Source organism: Pimelobacter simplex, assembly GCF_900114845.1.
Classification (GTDB): domain Bacteria; phylum Actinomycetota; class Actinomycetes; order Propionibacteriales; family Nocardioidaceae; genus Nocardioides; species Nocardioides simplex.
Window position 1 is genome coordinate 588,790 of sequence record NZ_FOUK01000004.1, and the last position, 22,947, is coordinate 611,736.

At 74.8% G+C, this 22,947-nt stretch carries 20 protein-coding genes; 7 read left to right on the top strand and 13 right to left on the bottom strand.

Annotated elements, in window-relative coordinates; translation table 11 throughout:
• Position 1: 1 nt before the first annotated feature.
• Genes BM223_RS19620 through BM223_RS19630 form a run of 3 tightly spaced genes read right to left on the bottom strand, consistent with a single transcriptional unit; the run spans position 2 to position 4,529 of the window.
• Positions 2 to 748 carry a PIG-L deacetylase family protein gene (locus tag BM223_RS19620; RefSeq protein ID WP_038676124.1) on the bottom strand — a complete coding sequence of 249 codons (747 nt, stop codon included), beginning with the start codon at positions 746 to 748 and terminating at the stop codon, positions 2 to 4.
• Positions 749 to 753: 5 nt separating this feature from the next.
• Complete coding sequence (locus BM223_RS19625) at positions 754 to 2,940, bottom strand: glycosyltransferase (protein WP_052138117.1); 2,187 nt, start codon at positions 2,938 to 2,940, stop codon at positions 754 to 756.
• Between the two features lie 50 nt (positions 2,941 to 2,990).
• A complete protein-coding gene (locus tag BM223_RS19630) occupies positions 2,991 to 4,529 on the bottom strand; it encodes a glycosyltransferase family 39 protein (RefSeq protein ID WP_038676125.1) in 1,539 nt (512 codons plus the stop codon).
• Positions 4,530 to 4,644: 115 nt separating this feature from the next.
• Between BM223_RS19630 and BM223_RS19635 the strand changes: the two genes are divergently transcribed.
• The 4 genes from BM223_RS19635 to BM223_RS19655 are packed head-to-tail and all read left to right on the top strand — an operon-like array spanning position 4,645 to position 10,755.
• Positions 4,645 to 6,099 carry an FAD-dependent oxidoreductase gene (locus BM223_RS19635; RefSeq protein ID WP_038676127.1) on the top strand — a complete coding sequence of 485 codons (1,455 nt, stop codon included), beginning with the start codon at positions 4,645 to 4,647 and terminating at the stop codon, positions 6,097 to 6,099.
• Between the two features lie 2 nt (positions 6,100 to 6,101).
• Complete coding sequence (nirB, locus tag BM223_RS19640) at positions 6,102 to 8,960, top strand: nitrite reductase large subunit NirB (RefSeq protein WP_082003501.1); 2,859 nt, start codon at positions 6,102 to 6,104, stop codon at positions 8,958 to 8,960.
• Complete coding sequence (locus BM223_RS19650; RefSeq protein WP_038676129.1) at positions 8,957 to 10,069, top strand: uroporphyrinogen-III synthase; 1,113 nt, start codon at positions 8,957 to 8,959, stop codon at positions 10,067 to 10,069. The genes nirB and BM223_RS19650 overlap by 4 nt, the downstream gene beginning before the upstream one ends.
• Positions 10,066 to 10,755, top strand: a complete 690-nt coding sequence (locus BM223_RS19655; RefSeq protein WP_038676131.1) for a sirohydrochlorin chelatase — start codon at positions 10,066 to 10,068, stop codon at positions 10,753 to 10,755. The genes BM223_RS19650 and BM223_RS19655 overlap by 4 nt, the downstream gene beginning before the upstream one ends.
• A gap of 164 nt (positions 10,756 to 10,919) precedes the next feature.
• On the opposite strand, the gene BM223_RS19660 is transcribed toward BM223_RS19655, so the two are convergent.
• Positions 10,920 to 11,369, bottom strand: coding sequence for a MarR family winged helix-turn-helix transcriptional regulator (locus BM223_RS19660; protein WP_038676133.1), 450 nt, complete (start codon positions 11,367 to 11,369; stop codon positions 10,920 to 10,922).
• Positions 11,370 to 11,507: 138 nt separating this feature from the next.
• Here BM223_RS19660 and BM223_RS19665 point away from each other — a divergent pair, with 138 nt between their 5' ends.
• Entirely contained in the window at positions 11,508 to 12,713 is a 1,206-nt protein-coding gene (locus BM223_RS19665) for an MFS transporter (RefSeq protein WP_038676135.1), read from the top strand.
• Positions 12,714 to 12,742: 29 nt separating this feature from the next.
• Complete coding sequence (locus BM223_RS19670) at positions 12,743 to 13,552, top strand: aldo/keto reductase (protein WP_038676137.1); 810 nt, start codon at positions 12,743 to 12,745, stop codon at positions 13,550 to 13,552.
• 10 nt (positions 13,553 to 13,562) lie between these two features.
• On the opposite strand, the gene BM223_RS19675 is transcribed toward BM223_RS19670, so the two are convergent.
• The 8 genes from BM223_RS19675 to BM223_RS19710 form a co-directional block, all read right to left on the bottom strand.
• Positions 13,563 to 15,314 carry a hypothetical protein gene (locus BM223_RS19675; RefSeq protein ID WP_038676139.1) on the bottom strand — a complete coding sequence of 584 codons (1,752 nt, stop codon included), beginning with the start codon at positions 15,312 to 15,314 and terminating at the stop codon, positions 13,563 to 13,565.
• A 40-nt stretch (positions 15,315 to 15,354) separates the two neighbouring features.
• A complete protein-coding gene (locus BM223_RS19680; protein WP_038676140.1) occupies positions 15,355 to 16,866 on the bottom strand; it encodes a sodium/solute symporter in 1,512 nt (503 codons plus the stop codon).
• Positions 16,863 to 17,258, bottom strand: a complete 396-nt coding sequence (locus tag BM223_RS19685) for a hypothetical protein (protein WP_038676142.1) — start codon at positions 17,256 to 17,258, stop codon at positions 16,863 to 16,865. The genes BM223_RS19680 and BM223_RS19685 overlap by 4 nt, the downstream gene beginning before the upstream one ends.
• Positions 17,255 to 18,070 carry a LytR/AlgR family response regulator transcription factor gene (locus BM223_RS19690; RefSeq protein WP_082003502.1) on the bottom strand — a complete coding sequence of 272 codons (816 nt, stop codon included), beginning with the start codon at positions 18,068 to 18,070 and terminating at the stop codon, positions 17,255 to 17,257. Before BM223_RS19690 ends, BM223_RS19685 begins: the two co-directional genes overlap by 4 nt.
• Positions 18,067 to 19,188, bottom strand: coding sequence for a sensor histidine kinase (locus BM223_RS19695; protein WP_307723169.1), 1,122 nt, complete (start codon positions 19,186 to 19,188; stop codon positions 18,067 to 18,069). The genes BM223_RS19690 and BM223_RS19695 overlap by 4 nt, the downstream gene beginning before the upstream one ends.
• Before the next feature lie 127 nt (positions 19,189 to 19,315).
• Positions 19,316 to 20,323: a class I SAM-dependent methyltransferase gene (locus BM223_RS19700; protein ID WP_075018681.1), complete on the bottom strand. Its 1,008-nt coding sequence runs from the start codon at positions 20,321 to 20,323 to the stop codon at positions 19,316 to 19,318.
• 46 nt (positions 20,324 to 20,369) lie between these two features.
• Entirely contained in the window at positions 20,370 to 20,756 is a 387-nt protein-coding gene (locus BM223_RS19705; protein WP_038676143.1) for a type II toxin-antitoxin system VapC family toxin, read from the bottom strand.
• Entirely contained in the window at positions 20,753 to 21,025 is a 273-nt protein-coding gene (locus BM223_RS19710) for a type II toxin-antitoxin system VapB family antitoxin (RefSeq protein WP_038676145.1), read from the bottom strand. The genes BM223_RS19705 and BM223_RS19710 overlap by 4 nt, the downstream gene beginning before the upstream one ends.
• Before the next feature lie 71 nt (positions 21,026 to 21,096).
• On the opposite strand from BM223_RS19710, the gene BM223_RS19715 reads away from it, so the two are divergent.
• Positions 21,097 to 21,825 (top strand): hypothetical protein, encoded by a 729-nt coding sequence (locus tag BM223_RS19715; RefSeq protein WP_038676146.1) that lies wholly within the window; start codon positions 21,097 to 21,099, stop codon positions 21,823 to 21,825.
• 290 nt (positions 21,826 to 22,115) lie between these two features.
• Here the strand turns inward: BM223_RS19715 and BM223_RS19720 are convergent, their stop codons facing one another.
• Positions 22,116 to 22,925 (bottom strand): HAD family hydrolase, encoded by an 810-nt coding sequence (locus tag BM223_RS19720; RefSeq protein ID WP_218030689.1) that lies wholly within the window; start codon positions 22,923 to 22,925, stop codon positions 22,116 to 22,118.
• Positions 22,926 to 22,947: the final 22 nt, after the last annotated feature.

The window sequence follows — 22,947 nt, forward strand, 5'->3', positions numbered from 1 at the left end:
CTCAGGGGACGCGCAGGAACCACTCGACCCCGAGCAGCCGCCGGGCGAGCGGCCGCGGCAGCGCGAGCAGGAGCCGCAACGTCCGGACGCCGCCCCCGGCCTGGGTGGCGTGCGCGGCGAGCGCGGCACGCTTGGCGGCGAGCCGGTCGCGGACGTCGACGCGCAGCAGCGCCGGTCCCCGTGGGGAGTAGATGTCGTCGCCGGGCAGCGTGAGCCCGGGCAGCCGCCGGGCGAGCGGCCGGACGACGCGCAGCAGCCGGACCAGCCAGGTCCGGTCGAGCGTCGCCTCCAGCAGCAGCGGGCGCCGGGTGGCGAGCTCCTGCGCCCGGCGGGCGATCCGGTGCACCTGGAGGTGGTCGGGGTGCCCGTAGCCGCCGCGGTCGTCGTACCCGGTGAGCAGGTCGGCGTCCTCGTCGTCGAGCACGTCGGCGACGACCCGGGCTGCCGTCTCGACATCGGCGTCGGCGAGCCGGCCGGGTCCGGTGCTCGGTGCGCCGGCCATCCCGGAGTCGGCGTACCCGAGCCACACCACGCGCGCCACGCCCAGCGCGGCGGCGGAGACGTCCGCCTCGGCACGGCGGGTCCGTCCGAGGTCCCGGAGGTCACCGGCGCCGACGAGCCCGGCGGCGCCGTCGGTCGCGAACGCGAGGACGACGCGGTCGCCTGCCGCGGCGCGCTGGGCGAGCCAGCCGGCGGTGAGCAGCGCCTCGTCGTCCGGGTGCGCGTGGAGGGAGACGATGGTGGCCATCGCGCTCAGACCCCCAGCACCACGGGGGTCCGGGCGGCCGGCGCCGCGGCAGGTGCGGCGCCGGCCTGGTCGGCCGCGGCGCGGTAGAGCGCCGAGGTGCGCTCGAGCACGTCGGACCAGTCCAGCCGCGGGGCGACCCGGCGGTTGTGCGCCGCGATCCGCGCCCGCAGCGCGTCGTCCTGGACCAGGTCGGCGAGCGCGACGGCCATCTCGGTGTCGTCGCGCACCAGCAGCCCGTCGATCCGGTCCCGGACGAACTCGGTGACCCCGCTGCTGCGGCGGGCCACCACCGGCAGGCCCGCGCACCGGGCCTCCAGCGCGGCGATCCCGAACGACTCCTTGGGCGCCGGCGCGACGTACAGCGACGCGGCCCCCAGGACGTCGCGCACCTCGCGCCGGCTGACCCGGCCGGTGATCGTCACGCACTCGCTCAGCCCGTGCCGGCGCACGTAGCGATCGGTCCGCCCCCAGAGCGGCCCGTCCCCCACGAGCACCAGCCGGACGTCGCGTCCCGGGGTCAGCCGGCGGACCTCCCGGAACATCTTCAGCAGCGCCACCGGGCGCTTGCGCGGCATCAGCCGCATCACGCTCACGATCACGACCGAGCGGTCGTCGTCGCCGGGGGCGGCCGAGGGGCGCCACTGGTCGACGTCGATCGCGTCCGGCAGGACGGCGACGTCGGTGCCCCGCAGCGCGCGGCGGCAGACCTGTGCGGCCGCCTCGCTCACCGCCGACCAGGCCACGGGCCAGCGGCGCAGCCAGGCGGCCGCGGCCAGCCGGACGATCCCCCCGGCGCCGGTCCACAGGGAGTGCACCGTGATCAGTGTCGGCACGCCGGCCGCGCCGGCCGCCCGCGCGACCCCGAGTCCGTAGGGGGAGAACAGGGAGACGTGCACGTGCACCGCGTCGTACTCGCCGAGCCGGACGGCTCGCCGGGCCGCGCGGAGGGGGACTCGGCGAACCCAGGCGGGGTCGTCGGCGGCGCCCGCGGACGGTGGCGTCAGCACCACCGCGTCGATGCCGGCGGCGCGCTGGTGGCGGACCAGGTCGTCGACGTGGGTCTCGATCCCGCCCAGCCGGGGCAGGAAGACGTCCGTCACGTGGGCCACGCGGCGCACGGCTCCCCGCGGCACGGCCAGCGCGGGCGCCCGCCGCGCGGTGCGCCGCTGGCCGAGCAGCCAGAGGCCGAGGGTCCCGCCGCCCACCGGGATCTCGACGGCGAACACGAACAGCCGGTAGAGCACCACCGCCGCGGCCACGCCGGCCGGGTCGCCGCCCAGGGCGAGCAGGACCCCCGCCAGGCCGACGTCGGCGAGGCCGACACCGCCGGGCGTCACCGGGACGATCGTGACCAGCCGCTCGACCGCGAAGCCGGCGACCACCTCGGCGGCCGTCGTCCCGGCGCCGGTGAGGTGGAGGCAGAGGCCGAGGAGGACGCACTGCAGGGTGAGGTAGCCGGCGATCCCCAGGGACATCCGGACCCAGCCGCGGGCGACGAGGTCCGCGCACTCACGGCGGACGTCGTGCAGGGCCGCGGTGATCCGCACCGGACGATCGCGCCGGACGAGCCGGAGCACCGCGTGGGCGGACCCTTCGAGCACGCGCCCGACCAGGCCGGGTCCGCGCGGGGTGGCGAGCAGGGCACCGGCGCCGCCCACCAGCACCACGAAGCCGGCCGAGGCCAGCAGCGCCGCGTCGCGCAGCGGGGGGAGGACCGTCTCGCCGGCCCGGGTCAGGGCGAGCACGCCGACGAGGGGGAGGAGCAGCTTGGCGCCGACGTCCCAGAGGTTGGTGAGCACCGTGTAGCCGGTGAAGGAGCGGGTGCCGATGCCCCACGACCGCATCATCCGCCGGTTGAGCTCGACGCCTGCGGCGCCGCCGAGCGGGACCACGTTGGCGACCGCGCTGCCGGTCACGTTCAAGGTGAGCGCGCGGCGGTGGGTCAGGCTGGGCGCGGCCGCGGTGAGCACGAACGAGTGGACGTAGAGCCCGAGCAGCCACACGCCGGCCAGGGCCAGCGCCGCGGTCCAGGGGACGGCCAGCACGACCGGCAGCACGCCCGTCCACGACACGTCCACGACGCGCGGGACGACGACCGCGACGAGGCCCAGTGCCACGAGCCACGACACGGCGAACCGCAACCAGGCCCGGCGGCTCGCACCGGGCCGCCCGTCCGGGTTCACGCTGCGCATGCCCGGAACGTAGGAGGACCTCGATGAAGGGACGATGAAGCCGCCGGCCGTCAGGGGGTACGCCGCTCCCACACGTGCAGGACGCCGTAGCTGACGCGCGCGGTGTAGGTCCGGGCGAGCTGCGCCTGGACCCGCCGGGCCGCGACCGGGTCGAGGCCCCAGGTCGCCACGCCGTCACCCGAGACGACGACCCAGCGCGGCGCATCGGGACCGTCGAGGACGTGGCGCAGCGTGGTCAGCTCGGGGTCGCGGACCCGGACCGGCAGGCTCCACAGGTGGAGGTAGGGGCTGTGCAGGCCGCTGCCCGCGACGACCTGCGGGTGACCGAAGGTGACGACGACGCCGTCCGTGGGCTCCGCATGGGCGCGCAGCCAGGTCTCGACGCGGGCATCCGAGTCGATGCGGTGCGGGGTGCGGACCTGGTGGCCCCAGCCGATGCCGGCCGAGACGACGCACAGCGCGACGCAGGCACCCAGCAGCGCCCGGTGGGCCGGTCGGGGCGCGGTGCCGGGCGTGCCGGGCGTGCTGGGCGTGCCGGTGCGGGCGACGCTGACGAGCAGGACCAGCCCCGGCACGAGCCCGGTGAGGTAGTGCAGCCAGTAGCTCCCGCCGCCCACCACGCCGACCACCTCCCAGGCGACCAGGACGAGGGCGGCGACCGCGAGCGCCCGCGGGCCGGGGCGGAGCGCCCGGCGGACCACCAGCACGGCCGCCGCCACGAGCACCACGGCCGCGCCGCTGACGACGAACGCCACGACGACCTCGCCCAGGCGCGCCGGGGTCGCCGCCGAGGCCGAGGACCCGATCACGGCGGACGCCTCGACCCGGAAGGTGACGACGGCGTCCGCCAGCTCGGCCGGGGAGGTGCCGCGGGCGGCGGCGCCCGCGAGCGCGGCACCGAGGACGGCGAGCGCGCCCGCGGCCAGCGCGGCGAGGCGCCGGCCGACCCGGTCGAGGTGCCGGTGCGACAGCACGAGCACGACGACGCCGAAGACCAGCACGTCGACGAGGTTCTGCTTGACGAGCGCGGCGGCCGTGCCCGCGCCGCCCGCGGCCGCCGTCAGCGCGAGGGTACGACGACCGGCGGGCGCGTCGAGCGCCCCGACGAGGAGCGCCAGCCCGAGCACCACGAACGGCACCCCCAGCACCTCGCCGTTGGCCTCGGGCAGGCCGAGCAGGGGGGAGCAGAGGAGCGCCGCGGCCAGCAGGGGCGCGAGCAGCGACGGCCGCCGTCCCTCGACCCGCGCCGCGAGGAGCCCGGTCAGCAGCACCGTCAGCCCGGCCGCGACGAGCCCGACCCAGCGCACGCCCGGCACGCTCAGGCCGTCGGCCGGCAGGCGCGGCCCGCCGAGGGCGTCGCCGAGGCGGAACAGCCACAGCAGCAGGGGCGGGCGGTCGACCCAGTAGTCGCCGTACAGCGACGAGCCGGGAGACCAGTCGCGGGCGAGCAGCCAGTAGCCCGCCTCGTCGGAGCTGAGCGGCCGGCCCAGGAAGGGCAGCCGGGCCAGCACGGTGACGCCGGCGGCGATCAGCACGCCGACGACGTAGGGGCTCCGGGGCGCGGGGACGCGCCGGTCCGGTGCGGGCATGAGCCCATCGTGCCCCGGACCCGGCTGCCCTCCGGTGAGGCCGTGAGGACTAGTTGACCTAGGGGTGCAGCGCGACGATCCCGGTGCGAAACCTCGACCCCGTTGCATGAGCGCCATGGACCCGAGCCCCCGCCGCATCGTCGTGGTGGGCTCCGGCATGGCCGCGACCCGGCTGGTCGAGGAGCTCGTCGCCCGCGGCGCGCACCGCTCACTCAGCATCACGGTGCTCGGCGACGAGGAGGCGGCGCCGTACAACCGGATCCTGCTGTCCGCCGTGCTCGAGGGCACCCACCGGCCGGAGGCGCTGACGCTCCGCTCCCCCCAGTGGTACGGCGAGCACGCCATCACGCTGCGCCGCGGCGTGCGGGTGACCGAGCTCGACCGGGGCCTCCGGGAGGTCGTGCTCGCCGACGGCACCCGGGTCCCGTACGACGCCCTGGTGCTCGCCACCGGCGCCCTCCCCACGCTGCCGCCGATCCGCGGCCTCGTCCGCGAGGACGGCGCACTGCACGACGCGGTGCACGCCTTCCGCTCGCTCGCCGACTGCGAGCGGCTGCTGGCCGCGCTGCCGTCCGGTCGCCGCGCCGTCGTCGTGGGGGGCGGCCTGCTGGGCCTCCAGGTGGCCCGGGCGCTGGGCGCGCGGGGGATCGTGACCGAGATCGTCGAGGGCGCCGGCCACGTCCTCCACCAGCAGCTCACGTCGGCCGCGGGGCGGGTCCTGGCCCGGGACCTGCGCCGGCTCGGCGTCGCGGTCTACACGAGCGCCCGCGCCGTCCGGCTCCTCGACCAGGCCGGCGACCCGGCGGCCGGCAGCGTGGCGCTGCAGCTCGACAACGGCTGCACGCTCGACACCGACCTGGTCGTGCTGACCGCGGGCGGCCGCCCGTCCACCGGTCTCGCGCGCGCCGCGGGACTCGCGGTCGGGCGCGGCGTCGTCGTCGACGACCGGCTGACGAGCGTCACCGACCCGGCGATCCACGCGCTCGGCGACTGCGCCGAGCACGACGGGCGCACGACCGGCTTCGTCTCGCCCGCCTGGGAGCAGGCCGGCGTCCTGGCGGGGGTCCTGACCGGCGACGCGACCCGGTACGACGGCAGCCGGGTCGTCGCCCGGCTGCGCGCGACCGGCCTCGAGGTCGCGGTGCTCGGCGATGCCGCGGCCGAGGTGGCCGCCGGCGGCGAGGTGGTCGAGGTCGCCAACCCGATCGCCGGCTCGCACCGGCGTCTCGTCGTCCGGGCGGGTCGGATCGTCGCGGCGACCCTGGTCGGCGACCTGTCCCGGGTCGGCCTCATCACCCAGCACTTCGACCGGCGCACCGCGCTCGGTCCCGGCGAGCCCGGCCGGCTGCTCCTCCCGGAGCCGGCGGCCGGGGTGCGCCCCCTGCCCGACGACGCCGAGGTGTGCGCCTGCGCCGGCGTCACCGCGGGCCGGATCCGGGCCTGCTCCTCGCTGGAGCAGGTCCGCGACACCACCCGGGCGACCACCGGCTGCGGTGGCTGCGCCGGCACCGTCCGCCACCTGCTCGCCCACCGCGCCGCCCACCCGGCACTCGCCACGAAAGGCCCGTAGTCATGCCCTCTCATCTCCGCAAGCAGCTGGTGGTCGTCGGCCACGGCATGGTCGGCCACCGCTTCGTGCAAGCCGCCGTCGAGCGCGGGCTCACCGAGACCCACGACATCACGGTGCTCGGCGCGGAGCCGCGCCCGGCGTACGACCGGGTGGCGCTGACGTCGTACTTCGAGGTGGGCGCCGAGGCGTTGTCGTTCCTCCCCGGCGGCACGTACGACGACCCGCGGGTGACGCTGCGGCTCGCCACCGAGGTCGTGGCGATCTCGCCGCGCCAGCGGGTGATCACGCTCGCCGGCGGCGAGGACCTGCACTACGACGAGCTGGTGCTCGCGACCGGTGCCTTCCCGTTCGTGCCGCCGGTGCCGGGCAAGGACCTCGAGAACGTCTTCGTCTACCGCACCATCGAGGACCTCGAGGCGATCCGCGCGGCGTCCAGGAAGGCCAAGGTCGGTGCGGTCATCGGCGGCGGCCTGCTCGGGCTGGAGGCCGCCAACGCGCTGCACCAGCTCGGCCTGGAGACCCACGTGGTCGAGCTCGCCCCGCGGCTGATGGCGGTGCAGATCGACGACGCCGCGGGCTCGACGCTCAGCCGGCACATCGAGACCCTCGGCCTCACCGTCCACACCGGCGCGATGACCGAGGCGGTGCTCGGCAGGCGCAAGGTCACCGGCCTGGCGCTCAAGGACCGCAACCCGCTCGACGTCGACCTCGTGGTCTTCTCCGCCGGCATCCGTCCCCGGGACGCGCTCGGCCGGGCCGCCGACCTCGAGATCGCCGAGCGTGGCGGCATCCTGGTCGACGAGCGCTGCCGCACCAGCGACGAGCACATCTGGGCGATCGGCGAGTGCGCCGCGCCCGGCGGACGGATGTACGGCCTGGTCGCGCCCGGCTACACGATGGCCGAGGTCGTCGTCGACGCGCTGCTCGGCGGTGGCGCCGGCGCCTTCACCGGTGCCGACCTCTCGACCAAGCTCAAGCTGCTCGGCGTCGACGTCGCCTCGTTCGGCGACGCCTTCGCAGCCGACGAGGACGCCCTCGAGGTGGTCTACGCCGATGCCGTGGCCGGCATCTACAAGAAGCTCGTGGTCAAGGAGCTCGCGAGCGGCGGCTACGAGCTGCTGGGCGGCATCCTGGTCGGCGACGCCTCGGCGTACGGGGTGCTGCGTCCGCTCGTCGGCTCCGGGATGGAGCTGCCCGACAACCCCGAGGAGCTCATCCTCCCGGCCGGCCGGGGCTCGACCGGCTCGGCCAGCGACCTGCTGCCCGACGACGCGCAGGTCTGCTCGTGCAACGACGTCACCAAGGCCGAGATCGTCGCCGCCGTCTCCGAGGGTGGCGCCTGCGACAGCGCGGCCTGCGTCACCGCGTGCACCAGGGCCGGGTCCACCTGCGGCTCGTGCAAGAACGTGGTCAAGAAGATCGTCGAGGACCACTTCGCCGCGACCGGCCGCACCGTCGACAAGTCGCTCTGCGAGCACTTCGCGATGACCCGCCAGGAGCTCTTCGAGGTCGTCGCCGTGCACGGCTACCAGCGCTTCGACGACATCGTCGCCGGGCACGGCCGGGGCCGTGGCTGCGACATCTGCAAGCCCGCCGTCGCGTCGATCCTCGCCAGCCTGCTCCACCACCACGTCCTCGACGGCGCCAACGCGACCCTGCAGGACACCAACGACGCCTACCTCGCGAACCTCCAGAAGAACGGCACGTACTCCGTCGTCCCCCGGCTGCCCGGCGGCGAGGTGACGCCCGACAAGCTGATCGTGATCGGGGAGGTGGCGCGCGACTTCGGCCTCTACACGAAGGTCACCGGCGGTCAGCGGATCGACCTCTTCGGCGCCCGGCTGGAGGACCTCCCGGCGATCTGGAGGCGGCTCGTCGACGCCGGCATGGAGTCCGGCCACGCCTACGGGAAGTCGCTGCGGACCGTGAAGTCGTGCGTCGGCTCCGCCTGGTGCCGCTACGGCGTGCAGGACTCCGTCGGCCTCGCCGTCGAGCTGGAGCTGCGCTACCGCGGGCTGCGCTCGCCGCACAAGCTCAAGGGCGGCGTCTCCGGCTGCGCCCGCGAGTGCGCCGAGGCGCGCGGCAAGGACTTCGGCATCATCGCGACCGAGAAGGGCTGGAACCTCTACGTCGGCGGCAACGGCGGCGCCGTCCCGGCCCATGCCCAGCTGCTCGCCGGCGATCTCTCGCACGACGAGCTCGTCCGCTACCTCGACCGCTTCCTCATGTACTACGTGCGCACCGCCGACCGGCTGCAGCGCACGTCCACGTGGCTGGCCGAGATCGGCGGCGTGGCGCGGGTCCGCGCGGTCGTCGTGGACGACGCGCTCGGCCTCGGCGACGAGCTGGAGGCGGCGATGGCCCAGCACGTCGACTCCTACTTCGACGAGTGGCGCGCGACCATCGAGGACCCGGAGAAGCTCGCCCGGTTCGTCTCCTTCGTCAACGCGCCCGGCGCGCCCGAGCCCGCCGTCGCCTTCCAGGAGGAGGCCCGCGCGACCACCCTCACCCTGGGCACGGCCGTGTGCCGCCTCGACCAGGTCCAGCGCGAGTCCGGTGTCGTCGCGCTGGTGGGCGGTGCCGACGTCGCCGTCTTCCGGACGTACGACGACGAGGTGTTCGCGCTCGCCAACGTCGACCCGTTCGGGCAGGCCTCGGTGCTCTCCCGCGGCATCGTCGGCACCACTGCCCGCGACGGGGCCGACGTCCCGTTCGTCGCGAGCCCCCTGCTCAAGCAGCGCTTCGACCTGCGCACCGGCGTCTGCCTGGACGACCCGGAGGTCGCCGTCGCGACCTACGACGTCCGCGTGGTCGACGGCGTTGTGGTCGTGGGCGCGCGGCGCGAGACAATCGCCTCGTGAGCGACCTGCCCCTGTCCGGCTTCACCATCGGCGTGACCGCGGCGCGGCGTGCCGAGGAGCAGATCGCGCTGCTGGAGCGGCGCGGTGCCTCGGTCGTCCACGCGCCCGCGCTGTCGGTCGACCCCAACCGGATCGACGAGGCGGGGCTGCGCGCCGCGACCGAGGACGTGCTCGCCCAGCCGGTCGACATCTTCGTCGCCACCACCGGGATCGGCCTGAAGTCGTGGTTCACCGCGGCCGAGCGGTGGGGCCTGCTCGACGACCTCACCACGCACCTCGGTGGCGCGGAGATCCTGGCCCGCGGGCCCAAGAGCGTCGGCGCCCTGCGCCGGTTCGGCCTGCGCGAGCTGTGGGCGCCGGAGTCCGAGGCGTTCGACGACGTCCTCCTCCACCTGCGCGGGCGCGACCTGCGGGGCCGCCGGATCGTCGTCCAGGAGCACGGTCAGTCGCTGTCGCTCGCCGCCCACGCGCTGCGCCGGCTCGGTGCCGACGTCACCACCGTCGCCGTCTACCGGGTCGAGGGCGCGGCCGACCCGGAGCCGATGTTCGGCCTGATCGAGGCCGTCGCCGAGCGCCGGGTGCACGCCGTCACCTTCACCGCGGCCCCGGCGATCGCCGCGATGATGGAGGCCGCCGGCACCACCGGCCACCGCGACGAGGTGGTCGGCGCCTTCCAGGCCGACGTCATCGCCTCGTGCGTCGGGCCGGTCACCGCCGCCGCCTTCGAGATGTGGGGGGTGCCGTCGATCTACCCCGACCGCTCCCGCCTCGCCGCGATGGTCAAGCAGCTCGAGGCCGAGCTCCCCTCGCGCGCCGCCGGGACGTCGATCGACGTGGCCGGCCACACCCTCCTGCTGCACGGCGACGACGTGCTGCTCGACGGCGTCGAGGTCCGGCTCTCGCCCGCCCCCTACGCCGTCCTGCAGGCGCTGCTCGTCAACCCCGGCACCGTCGTGTCCCGCCGCGACCTGCTCGCCGCGCTCCCGTCCGGCACCGCCGGCTCGGAGCACGCCGTCGAGATGGCCGTCGCCCGCCTCCGCGCCGCGCTCGGCACCCGCGTCGTGCAGACCGTGGTCAAGCGCGGCTACCGGCTGGCGGTCGCCTCGTGACCGGCACGCCCCGGCTCGTCACCGTCGCCCACGGCACCCGGACCGCTGCCGGCAACGAGGTCGCCCGGGTCCTCACCCGGGCCGCGGGGGAGCGGCTCGGGTGGGCCGCCACGACGTCGTACGTCGAGCTGTGCGCGCCGCTGTTCTCCGACGTCGTCGCCGCGGCGTCCGAGGCGGTCGTCGCCGTGCCGCTGCTGCTCTCGACCGGCTACCACCTGCGCCACGACCTGCCCGCCGCCGTCGCGGCCGCCGCCCGTCCCCACCTGGTCCGGCTCGGCCCCGCGCTCGGCCCGGACCCGCACCTCGCGGCCGCCCAGGCCGACCGGCTCCGCGCCGCCGGTGCCCTGCCCGGCCAGCCCGTCGTCATGGTCGCCGCCGGATCGACCGACCCCGCCGCGCTCGACGACCTCGACCACGCCGTCCACCTCCTCACCGAGGCCTGGGGCGCCCCCGTGCGTCTCGCGACCCTGGCCGGGCGCGGGCCTCGCCCGGCGGCGGTCGTCCGGCGCGGGGACGCCGTGTCGCCGTACCTGCTGGCGACGGGGCACTTCCACCGCCGGGCCCGCCACGACGCGCTCGCTGCCGGCGCCCACGCCGTCGCCGACGTGATCGGCCCGCACCCGCGCGTCGCCGAGCTGGTCGCCGCGCGCGCCCGGGCGCTCGTCCCGGCGCTCGCGGTCGCCTAGCCCGCCACCCCCCGCCCCGGGTGGGTCGGGCCGTCCTCATGTAACTACGTGTTACTGCATTCGGCCGTGGACGTCGCTACCCGGGTGTTCTTGCCACTACCCGGGCGCTGTGACGCCCGAATTGGCGACGTAACACGTAGTTACATGGGGCGATGCGCCTACGGCTAGCCGGTCGCCGCGACCGACCCCACGAATCCCGCGAGCCCGGCCAGCTCGGGGATCTCGCGCGCCTCGTCGAGCGTGGTGCGCAGCACCTCGTCGTGCAGCGGACGCGCCTGCTCGAGCAGCGCGCGCCCGGCCGGCGTGAGCTCGGTGTAGATCCCGCGCCGATCGTCGGCGCACAGGATCCGGGTGAGCAGCCCGCGGTTCTCGAGCCGGGTGACCAGCCGGGTCGTGGCGGACGCCGACAGCGCCGCCGCGCGGGCGAGCTGCTGCATGCGCATGTGCCAGCCGTCCTGGCGGCTGAGCGCGTCGAGGACGGTGAACTCGACGACGGAGAGCCCGTGCTCGCGCTGCAGCGCCTTCTCGAGCGCCGTCTCGATGATGCCGTGCACGGCGGCCAGCGTGCGCCAGCCCTGGGCGCGGATCTCCACCGCGTCGTCGGCGATGCCCATGGGGGGCTCCTCTCGTCGGTCCTGCGGCGTCCAGCATACCCGAGTTGCGCTGGTAGTGCGCGTGTGCAACTATCAATAAGACGCGTGTGCAACTAATGCAGACGCTGACTATCTCACCACGCTAGGAGCCTCCACCCCATGCCTGTCGCACTCCTCGCCCTCGCGATCGGCGGCTTCGGGATCGGTCTGACGGAGTTCGTGATCATGGGCCTGCTGCCCGAGGTCGCGGACGACTTCGCCGTGACCGAGACGACCGCCGGCTACCTGATCTCCGGTTACGCGCTCAGCGTCGCGGTCGGCGCGATCGTGCTGACCCTCGCGCTCACCCGGGTGCCGCGCAAGACCGCGCTGCTCGGCCTGATGGTGCTCTTCGTCCTCGGCAACCTGATCTCCGCGCTCGCCCCCGACTACGCCACCATGATGACCGGCCGGGTCGTCGCGGCCCTGTGCCACGGCGCCTTCTTCGGCATCGGCGCGGTCGTCGCCGCCCAGCTCGTGGCCCCCGAGCGCAAGGCGAGCGCCATCGCCTTCATGTTCGGCGGACTCACCCTCGCCAACGTGCTCGGCGTCCCGCTCGGCACCCTGCTCGGCCAGGCCGCCGGCTGGCGCTCGACCTTCTGGGCCATCACCGTGATCGGCGTCGCCGCCCTCGTCGGCATCGCGGCCCTCGTCCCCGCCGCGCGTGGCGCCGAGCCCGCCTCCAGCCCCCGTGCCGAGCTCGCGGCCTTCCGCAGCCCCCAGGTGTGGCTCTCGATCGTCATCACCGTCCTCGGGTACGGCGGCATGTTCGGCGGGTTCACCTACATCGCGTTCACCCTCACCGAGGTGAGCGGCTTCGCCTCCGGCGCCGTCCCGGCCCTGCTGGTGCTCTTCGGTGCCGGCATGGTCGCCGGCAACGTCCTCGGCGGCCGGGCCGCCGACCGCAACCTGGTCCGCACACTCCTCGTCGTCCTCGCGGCGCTGATCGTGGTCCTGGCCGGCTTCGCGCTCACCGCGAGCAGCCCGGTCCTGACGGTCGTCGCGCTCGTCCTCATGGGCGGCGTCGGCTTCGCCACCGTGCCCGGCCTCCAGATGCGCGTGATGGCGTACGCCGACCGCGCCCCCACCCTCGCCTCCGGCGCCAACATCGCCGCCTTCAACCTCGGCAACGCCCTCGGCGCCTGGATCGGCGGCCTGACTCTCGCCGCCGGCCTCGGCTACACCTCGCCCCTGTGGGCGGGCGCCGCGATCACCGCCGCGGGCCTCGTCGTCCTCGTCGTCGCCGCGACGGCGCCCGGCGGCGAGCTGCGTCGTCCCTCCGTCCCTGCCGAGAACGCGGCCGCGGCTCCCGCTGCCGCCGTCTGAACCCCACCAACCGAACCAGGAGAATCCCCATGCAGGTCACGCTCAACAACGGTGTCGTCATGCCGCAGGTCGGCTTCGGCGTCTTCCAGGTCCCGAACGACGAGACCGAGGCGGCGGTCAGCGCCGCGCTGGAGGCCGGCTACCGCAGCATCGACACCGCCGCGATCTACGGCAACGAGGAAGGCGTCGGCCGGGCGATCGCCGCCTCCGGCATCGCCCGCGACGAGCTGTTCGTCACCACCAAGCTCTGGAACAGCGACCACGCCTCCGCCCGCGACGCCTACGACGCCAGCCTCGAGCGGCTCGGCCTCGACCGGCTCGACCTCTACCTCATCCACTGGCCGGCGCCCGCGAACGACCGCTACCTCGACGCCTGGGCCGCCCTCGAGGAGCTGTACGCCGCCGGCCGGGTCCGCGCCATCGGCGTCTCCAACTTCCTGCCCGAGCACCTGCGCCGCGTCGCCGACCTCGGCGGCACCGTCCCCGCCGTCAACCAGGTCGAGCTGCACCCCGCCCTCCAGCAGCGCGACGTCGTCGCCGCGAACGACGCCCTCGGCACCACCACCGAGGCGTGGAGCCCCCTCGCCCAGGGCGCCCTCCTCACCGACCCCACCATCACGACGATCGCGGAGCGCCTCGGCCGCACCCCCGCCCAGGTGATCCTGCGCTGGCACCTCCAGCAGGGCCGCGTGATCATCCCCAAGTCGGTCACGCCGTCCCGGATCGCCGCCAACCTCGACCTCGCCGGGTTCGAGCTGAGCGACGCCGACCTGGTCGCGATCGACGGGTTGGAGCGGGACGGACGGGTGGGTCCGCACCCGGCGGAGTTCAACGGCTGAGCACTACTGCCTACTCGTCGAAGCTGACCCGCAGCACCATCCGCTGCCGGTCGCCGTCGTCCGTGACGACCAGGCCGGCGGCGTCGAGCGGCGCGATGTCCGCCTCGGACAGGTCAGTCAAGGTGGAGTCGACCAGCCAGTCGCCCGCGTCAAAGTCGGCATAGGCGATGGTGACGGCGTCCTCGGCGTCGCGCACGACCCGGCCGAAGGTCTCGTCGTCCGCGAGCGTCGCGGCCGGCTTCGCGAGCTCGTCGAGGAAGGCCGTGCTCGGCCCGATCAGCACGCCACCGTCGATCCGCTGCGAGGAGAGGTACGACGCCACCTCCGGCCCCAGGGTCGTCCGCAGCGTCGTGAGGGCCTGCTCGATCGCGTCGGCGTCGCCGGTGACCCGGGCGGCGACGGGCACGTCGCCCGGCTTGCCGGACTCGGCCCGGGCGGTGAAGTCGGCGCGGGCCGCGAACGCCAACCGCTCGCCGCCCAGTGCCGCCAGGTCGGCCGCGGACAGTCCGGTCGCCTTCTCGAAGGCGGCGGCCGGGTCCTTCTCGCCGTCGCCGAACCACGAGCCCAGGGGGGAGTAGTCCGCCACGGTGTCCTCGGCCCAGCCGTCGGCGAACCCGCCGCCGAACGCGATCGCGACGTCGGCCGGCAGCTCGGCGACGGCGGCCAGCGCGTCCGTGCCGTCGTACCGGTGGGTGGCGCCGGGCAGCGCCGGCTCGGCGACGAGCTCGACCTCGAGCGCGCCGTCCTCGAAGCGGGCGACGCCGCCGAGCCCGCCGAAGTCCGCCAGCTCCTTGCGCAGCTCCGGCGGGATCAGGTCGGCCAGGGTCTCGTCGAACGCCTCGTCGAAGGACTCGTCGTCGGGGAGGTCGTCGCCTTCGTCGTCGAACGAGACGTCGCCGGGCGGGATGGGCATCTCGCCCACCGGGTCGTCCCCCGACGCCTCGAGGCCGGCGACCCACGCGTCCAGCTCGGTCGCCGCGACGGCCGAGAGCAGCGGGCCGACGGGGTCGATCTCGGTCAGCGTCCCGAACGCGAACAGAGCGAAGAACGGGTCCTCCTCGATCGTGTCGAGCAGCACCTGCCCGGCCTCCGGGGAGGCGTAGATCGTGACCACGCCGGGATCGCCCGCCGCTCCGGTCAGCTCGCGGAACGAGCGGTCGTCGGCGAGCCGCGCCTTCCGGCTGTCGGCCAGCACCTGCCGCGCCACCGCCTCGTTGCGCGCCACCACGGCCCACCCGTCGCCGGTCGCGAAGCCGGCGTCGTCCCCGCAGCCCGCGATCGCCTTCTCCAGCCCGGCCCGCGCCGCGTCCGCATCGCCGGCCTGCACGACCAGCACCGGCTCCGGCTGCTCCTGAGGGACGACGGCCAGCGCGGCCCGGTCGCCTGCCCAGTCGTCGAGGTCGTCGTACGACAGGTCGCAGCCGCTGTCGGACCTCACCCCCTCGACGAGCGAGCGGCGCAGGTCGTCCTGGCTCGACAGCCCCAGGTGCTTCTTGAGGCTCGGGAACCGCCGCAGCGTGTCGTACGCCGCCAGCTTCTGCCCACCCGGCGGGTCGAGGTCCACCCCGACGTACGCGAGCGTGTCTGCGGGCAGCGCCTCCGCAGCCTGCGGCCCCTGGGCGAACCAGCCCTGCCACGCCCACACCCCGGCGCCGGCGACGGCCACGACGCCCACGGCGCCGGCCGCGACCACCGCCGTGCGGCGGCGCCGGCGCGACGGGGCGGGCGGGGCGGACGGCGCGATGTCGTCGAGTGAGCTCATCGCGACACCCTAGGGGACAAGACGGGGCAAGGGAGGGTGATCAGCCCGGTCCGGCGCCCAGGACCTCCGGCGTGTGCAGCCGGACGAGGAACCGCCGCGCGTGCGCCGGCTCCCGTCCGGCCGTCGCGAGCGACACCCCGACCATGACGAGGACGGCGAGCGGCACGCTCCACGCCGCCGGCTGCCCCAGCAGGGCCCCGGCCCAGCCGCCGGGGGAGTAGCCCGCGAGCGTGGCGATCGCCGCCCCGCCCGCGCCCAGCCCGCCCGCGGCGAGGCCGGCGAGCGCCCCGGCGTCGGTCAGCCGGCGCCACCAGATGCCGAGCACCAGGAGGGGGCAGAACGTCGACGCAGCCACCGCGAACGCCAACCCGACCGACTGGGCGACTCCGACGTTGCGCACCAGCAGCGCGCCCACCAGCGGGATCACCACCGCGACGACAGCCGCGAGCCGGAAGGCGGCCACGCCGCCGCGCTGCTCGCCGACGAGCCGGGTGGTCACGTCCTGGGTGAGGACGCCGGAGACCGCGATCGCGAGCCCGGACGACGTCGAGAGGAAGGCCGCGAAGGCGCCGGCCGTGACCAGGCCGGTCAGCAGGTCCCCGCCGAGCCCGTCGAGCATCAGCCGCGGCAGCTCCAGCACCAGGACGTCGGAGCGTCCCTCGGCGACCAGGCGGCCGGCGTACACGCGGCCGAGGGCGGCGTACACCGGCGGCCAGAGGTAGAAGAGGCCCAGCAGCGCGAGCACGACGACCGTGGTCCGGCGCGCGGCGCGGCCGTCCGGGTTCGTGTAGAAGCGGACCACCACGTGCGGCAGCCCCATCGTGCCGAGGAACAGCGCGGCGATCAGCGAGTACGTCGTGTAGAGGCCGATCCCGCCGTCGCCCGCGACCGGCACCGACCAGCCGTCCGCACCCGCCCGCGCGTGCGGCCGGCCGTCACCCCACCACACGACGAGCAGGACGGCGACCGGGACGAGCAGCGCCGTCAGCTTGAGCCAGTACTGGAACGCCTGGACGAACGTCACCGACCGCATCCCGCCGGACGTCACGTTGGCGAGCACCACCCCGCCGACGACGACCGGCCCGGCCCACTCCGGCGCCCCGATCGCGGTCCGCAGGGTCAGTCCCGCCCCCTCGAACTGCGGGATCAGGTAGAGCCAGCCGATGCCGACCACCAGCAGCGAGCACGCCGCGCGGACCGCCCGCGAGCCCAGCCGGGCCTCGGCGAAGTCCGGCAGCGTGTAGGCACCCGATCGGCGCAGCGGTGCCGCCACCAGCACCAGCAGGACCAGGTAGCCGGCGGTCCACCCGACCGGGTACCAGAGCATGTCGGCGCCGCCCACGAGCAGCAGCCCGGCGATGCCGAGGAAGGACGCCGCCGACAGGTACTCCCCGCCGATCGCCGACGCGTTCAGCGCCGGGCGCACCGTGCGCGAGGCGACGAAGAAGTCGCTCGTCGTCCGGGAGAAGCGCAGCCCCCAGGTGCCGATCGCCAGCGTCACCAGGGTGACCAGGACGACCGCGACCAGGCCGGGGACGGCGGCGGTGTTCATGAGGTCTCGGGGCTGTCGGCGTTGTCGGCGTTGTCGCCGTGGACCAGGTCGGCGAACGCGCGCTCGTTGCGCTCGGCCCGTCGTACGTAGCGCCAGGCGAGCAGCAGCAGGAACGGGTGCGCCAGGACGCCGAGCAGCAGCCACGGCAGCGGGATCCCCAGCGGCTGCGCGTCCGCCAGCCCGGGCGCGAGGTGGAAGACCAGCGGCACGATCCCGAGCGTCGCCGCCAGCAGCCCCAGCACCCGGACCGCGAGCCCGAGCTGCTCGCGCAGCAGCGAGCGGAGGTAGACGTCGCCCAGCGCCGTCTGCTCGTGGACGTCGCCGAGCCGGCTCGCCGGACGCCCCGCGGCCGGGTGCCGCGGAGGACCGGTGACCCGCACCCGCTCGGTCATGACCCCGCGCGTGCCCGCCGGACCAGGACGTCGCGCAGCCCCCGGGTGTGCCGCCGGCTGACCGGCAGCTCGTCCCCGGTCGCGCCGATCCGCACCGACGTGCGCCCCGCCTCGGTCCGCACCTCGGTCACGTGGGCCAGCGCGACCAGCAGCGAGCGGTGGATCCGGTGGAAGCCCGCCTCCGCCCACTCCTCCTCCAGCGTCGTCAGCGGGATCCGGACCAGGTACGCCTCCCCGCCCGTCGTGTGCAGCCGGGCGTAGTCGCCCTGCGCCTCGACGTACGTGATGTCGCCGCGGTCGACGAACCGGGTCACGCCCCCGCGCTCGACGGCGACCTGGGTGTCGGTCGCGGCCCGCTGCGGCGCCGCGCCGCCGAGGACCCGCCGGACGGCCTCGGCGAGCCGCTCGGGCCGGACCGGCTTGAGCACGTAGTCGACCGCCCGCAGGTCGAAGGCGTCGACCGCGTGCTGCTCGTGCGCGGTCACGAACACCACCGGCGGCGGCTGCTTGAACCGGCCCAGCACCTCGGCCAGCTCGAGCCCGCTCAGCCCGGGCATCTGGACGTCGAGGAAGACGCAGTCGACCTCGCGCTCGCGCAGGATCCGCAGCCCGTCGGTCGCCGACTGGCAGGCGATCACCTCCGCCACCCGCTCGTCGGCCTCGAGGAGGTAGGTGAGCTCGTCGAGGGCGGGGCGCTCGTCGTCGACCGCCAGCACCCGGAGGCCCCCGCGCTGCTCGCGCTGCTCGCGCTGCTCGCGCTGGTCGCGCTGGTCGCGCTGGTCGCGCTGGTCGAGCTTGTCGAGACCCGTCACACCGTCACCCCCGGGGCGAACTTCGGCACGCGCACGATCACCTTGGTCCCGGCCCCCGGTGCGGTCTCCACGACCAGACCGTAGTCGTCGCCGAAGGTCGCGCGCAGCCGCGCGTCCACGTTGCCCAGGCCGACCGAGTCGAGCGAGGCATCGCCGGCGAGCGCACGTCGTACCTTGTCGGGGTCCTCGCCGACCCCGTTGTCCTCCACCTCGAGGACCGCCTCGTGCCCGCGATCATGGGCGACGATCGTCAGCTGGCCGACCTGCTCGACGCTCTCGAGCCCGTGCCGGACCGCGTTCTCGACCAGCGGCTGGATGCACAGGAACGGCACCACGACCGGCAGCACCTCCGGCGCCACGTTGAGCGTCACCTGCAGCCGGTCGCCGAACCGCGCCTGCTCGAGCAGCAGGTAGCGCTCGATCGAGCGCAGCTCCTCGGCGAGCGTCGTGAACTCGCCGTGGCGCCGGAACGAGTACCGCGTGAAGTCGGCGAACTCCAGCAGCAGCTCGCGCGCCCGGTCCGGGTCGGTGCGGACGAAGCTGGCGATCGCGTTGAGCGAGTTGTAGACGAAGTGCGGGCTGATCTGCGCCCGCAGCGCCCGGACCTCGGCCTCGATCATCCGGTTGCGGTGCGCGTCGAGCTCGGCCAGCGCGAGCTGCCCGGAGACCCACTCGGCGACCTCCTCGGTCGCCCGGACCAGCCCCGCTGTCGGCGTCGGCGCGAACGCCTGGACGGTCCCCAGCACCCGGCCCTCGACGACCAGCGGGCTCACCACCCCGGTCCGGATCGGGCACCCGTTCGTCGTGCACCCGAGCTGGCCGCGGTCCACCGTGCGGGTCGTGCCCTTCTCGATCGCGAGCAGCCCCACCGCCGCCGCCTGCTCGACGTGGTGCTGCCCCAGCCCGTCCCACGCGAGGACCGCCTCGGTGTCGGTGATCGCCACCGCCGGCGTCCCCAGCAGGTTCCGCAGGTGCCGGACCGCGCGCTCCGCGCTCTGCGTCGTCAGCCCCTCCCGCAGCGCCGGCGCCGCCAGGGACGCCTGGTGCAGCGCCCGGAACGCCGCCCGGTCGGCCTCGCTCCCGAGCCGCCCCCGCCGCCACCGCCGGTCCGTCCGCATGGGACTCATCATGCCCGCCGAAGTGCGCGGGTTGCGGGTGCGAGGTGCGGGGGTTGCGGGTGCGAGGTGCGGGCGTTGCGGGTTCGAGGTGGGCGCGCGCGGGAGCGGGCCGGCGCCCGGCCGCGGGTCAGCGGAAGTCGATGAGCAGCATGCCCGAGTCGTCGTCGGCCGGCGGCTCGACGGCGGGCGCCAGCGCGACCGGGACGGTCGGCTCGCCGATGTACTCGCCCTCGGCCAGGCGCGCGTCAGCCCCGACCGGGTCCCTGCCGGTGTCGCTGCTTGCCTCTGCGCTCGCGGCACGGGCGTCGGCGTGGGCGGCGGGGCCGTCGGCTCCGTCGGTCTCGGCAGCAGCCACCCGCTCCGGCGCCGGGTTCTTCGCGACGGTCTTGGGCTGGATGGCCACGACCGCCCGGTAGCACTCGGTCACGTAGGGCAGCTGCATCCCGTCCATGCCGCGGCCGAAGTCGTCGTAGAACGCCAGCACCTCGCGCACGCGCGACTCCTGCGCGCTGCGCTCCAGCCCGGCCACGTCCGGCAGCGAGCGGACCAGGTCCTGCACCGACGAGCGGTCGATCACCTGCCACTGCTTGAACGAGATCTCCTCGACCGGTCCGAAGTACACCGACGACTCGAGCTCGTCGCCCGCGCCCGTACCGGCGCTCTGGCGCCCGATCAGCCCGCCGAGGCGCTTGACCCACGGGATCCGCTCGTCGCGCACGTTGCGCACGAGCGCGAGCGAACCGCCGCGCTTGAGCACCCGCGCGATCTCGGGCAGCGCCTTCTCGTGGTCGAACCACTCGTACGCCTCGCCCACCACCACGATGTCGAAGGTCGCGTCGGCGGCCGGGATCTCCTCGGCGCTCGTCTGGGAGACCCGCAGCTCGGGCAGCCGCAGGGCCAGCCGGTCGAGCATCCGCGGGTCGGGGTCGGTGGCATGCACGTCGTGCCCGAGCGCGACCAGGTGCTCGGTGAGCTTGCCGGTGCCGGCACCCAGCTCCAGCACGGTCAGCGGCTCGTCGCCGACCAACCACTCCGCCGCCTCCCGCGGGTAGCCGGGCCGGCCGCGGTCGTACGCCTCCGCCACGGCCCCGAAGGACAGGCCGGGCGCTGCGCTGGGAGTGGAGTCGGTAGCCATCCCGCCGAGGGTACGGCGAGCGCGGCCCCGGATCGTGGAGGCACGCTCAGCGGGCGCGCAGGACGTCAGTGTGCGTGAAGTCCACCCCCTTGAAGAGCAGCGGCTCACCCGAGGTGGCGCTCAGCGCGTACGCGAAGCAGTCACCGAAGTTGAGCCGGGCCGGTGAGCCGGACCCGCGACCGTAGCGACGGAAGGCGATCCGGGCCGCCCGTGCGTGGGTCTCGGTGACCGGCTCGATGGTGACGCCGAGCTCGCCCATCAACCGGTCGAGCCGGTCGCCCGCGGCGACCCGCTTCCCGTCGGCCACCATCGTCGCCTCGACCCAGTTCGCCGCCGAGACCCGCGCCGGCTGCGCTGCCATCAGGTCGGCGAAGTCGGAGGCCTCCTTCTCCGCGAAGAGGACCGCGATCAGGGCCGAGGTGTCGACGATCATGCGGGCAGGCCCGTCTCCGGGTCGTACAGGTCGTTCTCCTCGCGGATCCGGTCGTCCCCGGCTGTGGCGGGTAGGTCGGCCACCTCCACCTGGATGCGGTGGATCGCGTCGAGCCGCCGCTCCCGGTCGGCAGCCACCGGGTCGCTCCCGTAGTTCTTCAGCAGCAACTCCAACGCCTCCTCGATCGCACTCGTCTGGGTCTTGCCGGTCACCCGCGCCGCCTCGCGGGCGAGCGCGTGCACCCGCTCGTTCTTGATGTTCAGGCTCATCTCGACCTCCGCAGGCAGTCTACCCTCTACCTTCTGTCAAATCTACCTTTCTACCCTTCTAGGCTGCAGCCGTGACCACCGACCCGCATGCCTGGCTCGTCTCGCTCGAGGGCGTCCCGTCCGGCTTCGCCGGCGCCCGCGACGGCATCGACGTCCTCCTGCGTGACCGCGGCCTGCGCCGGACCGGACCGGACCTGACCGCCGAGTCGCTCCTGCGCGGCGCCCACGCGAGCGCCGTCCTCGAGGGCTCCGGCTCGACGCTCGCACAGGTGCGCACGGGTGCGGGCGACGAGATCTCCGCCGATGCGGTGCGGCTGGCGACCGAGCTGCTGTCCCTGGTCCCGGTGCTGCGCCGGCAGCCGCTCCAGGCGCTGGCGCGGATGCACACCCTCGCGGCGCGGGGCACGCTGCCCGACGAGCTCCTCGGCCGGCCGCGCGACGGCGAGTCCGCGGCCAAGCTGCGCGGCATCGCCGAGCTGGTCACCGCGCCCACCGAGGCGCCGGCGCTCGCGGTCGCGGCCGTCGTCCACGCCGAGCTGGTGACCGCGGCGCCCTTCGGCTCCCACAACGGCATCGTGGCGCGCGCGGCGGAGCGGCTGGTGCTGGCCGCGAAGGGCGTCGACGAGAAGTCGCTGGTTGTTCCCGAGGCGGCCCACCTGGCGCTGCGCCCGCAGTACGAGTCGAACCTGCGCGGCTGGTCCATCGGCGGTCCGGCGGGCATGCACGCGTGGCTGCTCTACGCGACGGAGGCCTACGCGGCCGCGGCCGAGGCCAGCCCGCTCGTGCGCGACGCCGAGTAGCGGGGGGGGCGAAAGAGCCCGGACATGCAGGTGGCACCCGAGCCGTAGTCGTCTCGGGTGCCACCGCTGACACGTGAACCATGGCTACCAGGCGTGCACCGGTAATTGCTGCCCCGGACATCTTCCGGGTTTCAGCGCCCTGTTAGGAAGGGTGGATCGCCGCGTGGGTACCGGGATCACGTGTTGCTCTTCTGTTCTTGGTGTCCTTTGTACGCCGCTCCCCGAGCACCTTCAAGGGTTGTCTTTTACTCTCGACCGGGGGAGTGTGGCCGGTTGGGGAGCCGGCTCCCTCAGGCGCTGAAGGTGCGGCGCCGGGCGCCGATCCAGACCGCGGCACCGACGGCGACGACACCGCCGACCGCGAGTGCCGCGAGCGTCGGCTTCGGCGGCGGGAGGTGCAGCCGGGACTGCAGCGCCACCGGCCGGGTGAACACCAGCACCGGCCACCCGCGCGAGGCCGCGACCTTGCGCAGCTCCTTGTCCGGGTTGACGGCGTGGGGGTGGCCGACCGCCTCCAGCATCGGGACGTCGGTCACCGAGTCGGAGTAGCCGTAGCTGTTGTCGAGGTCGTAGCCGACGCTCGCGGCGAGCTCCCGGATCGCGGTCGCCTTCTCGTCGGCGTACGCGTAGTACTCGATCTCGCCGGTGTAGCGGCCGTCCTCGACCTTGAGCCGGGTCGCGACGACGCGGTCGGCGCCGAGGAGGGCGCCGATCGGCTCGACCACCTCGCTGCCGGACGTCGACACGATGACGACGTCACGCCCGGCGGCGTGGTGCTCTTCGATGAGGCGGACCGCCTCGTCGTACACCAGGGGGTCGACGACGTTGTGCAGCGTGTCCGCGACGATCTCGCGGACCGTCGCGACGTCCCAGCCGGCGCAGAGCTGCGACATGAACTGCCGCATCTTCTCGACCTGGTCGTGGTCGGCGCCGCCGACCATGAAGACGAACTGGGCGTAGGCCGAGCGCAGGACCGCTCGCCGTGAGATCAGACCGCCGGCCTGGAACGGCTTGCTGAAGGCCAGCACGCTCGACTTGGCGATGATCGTCTTGTCGAGGTCGAAGAACGCAGCGGTCGGCGGCGTACCCGCGGGGGCCATGGGTCCCATCGTAGGTCTCACC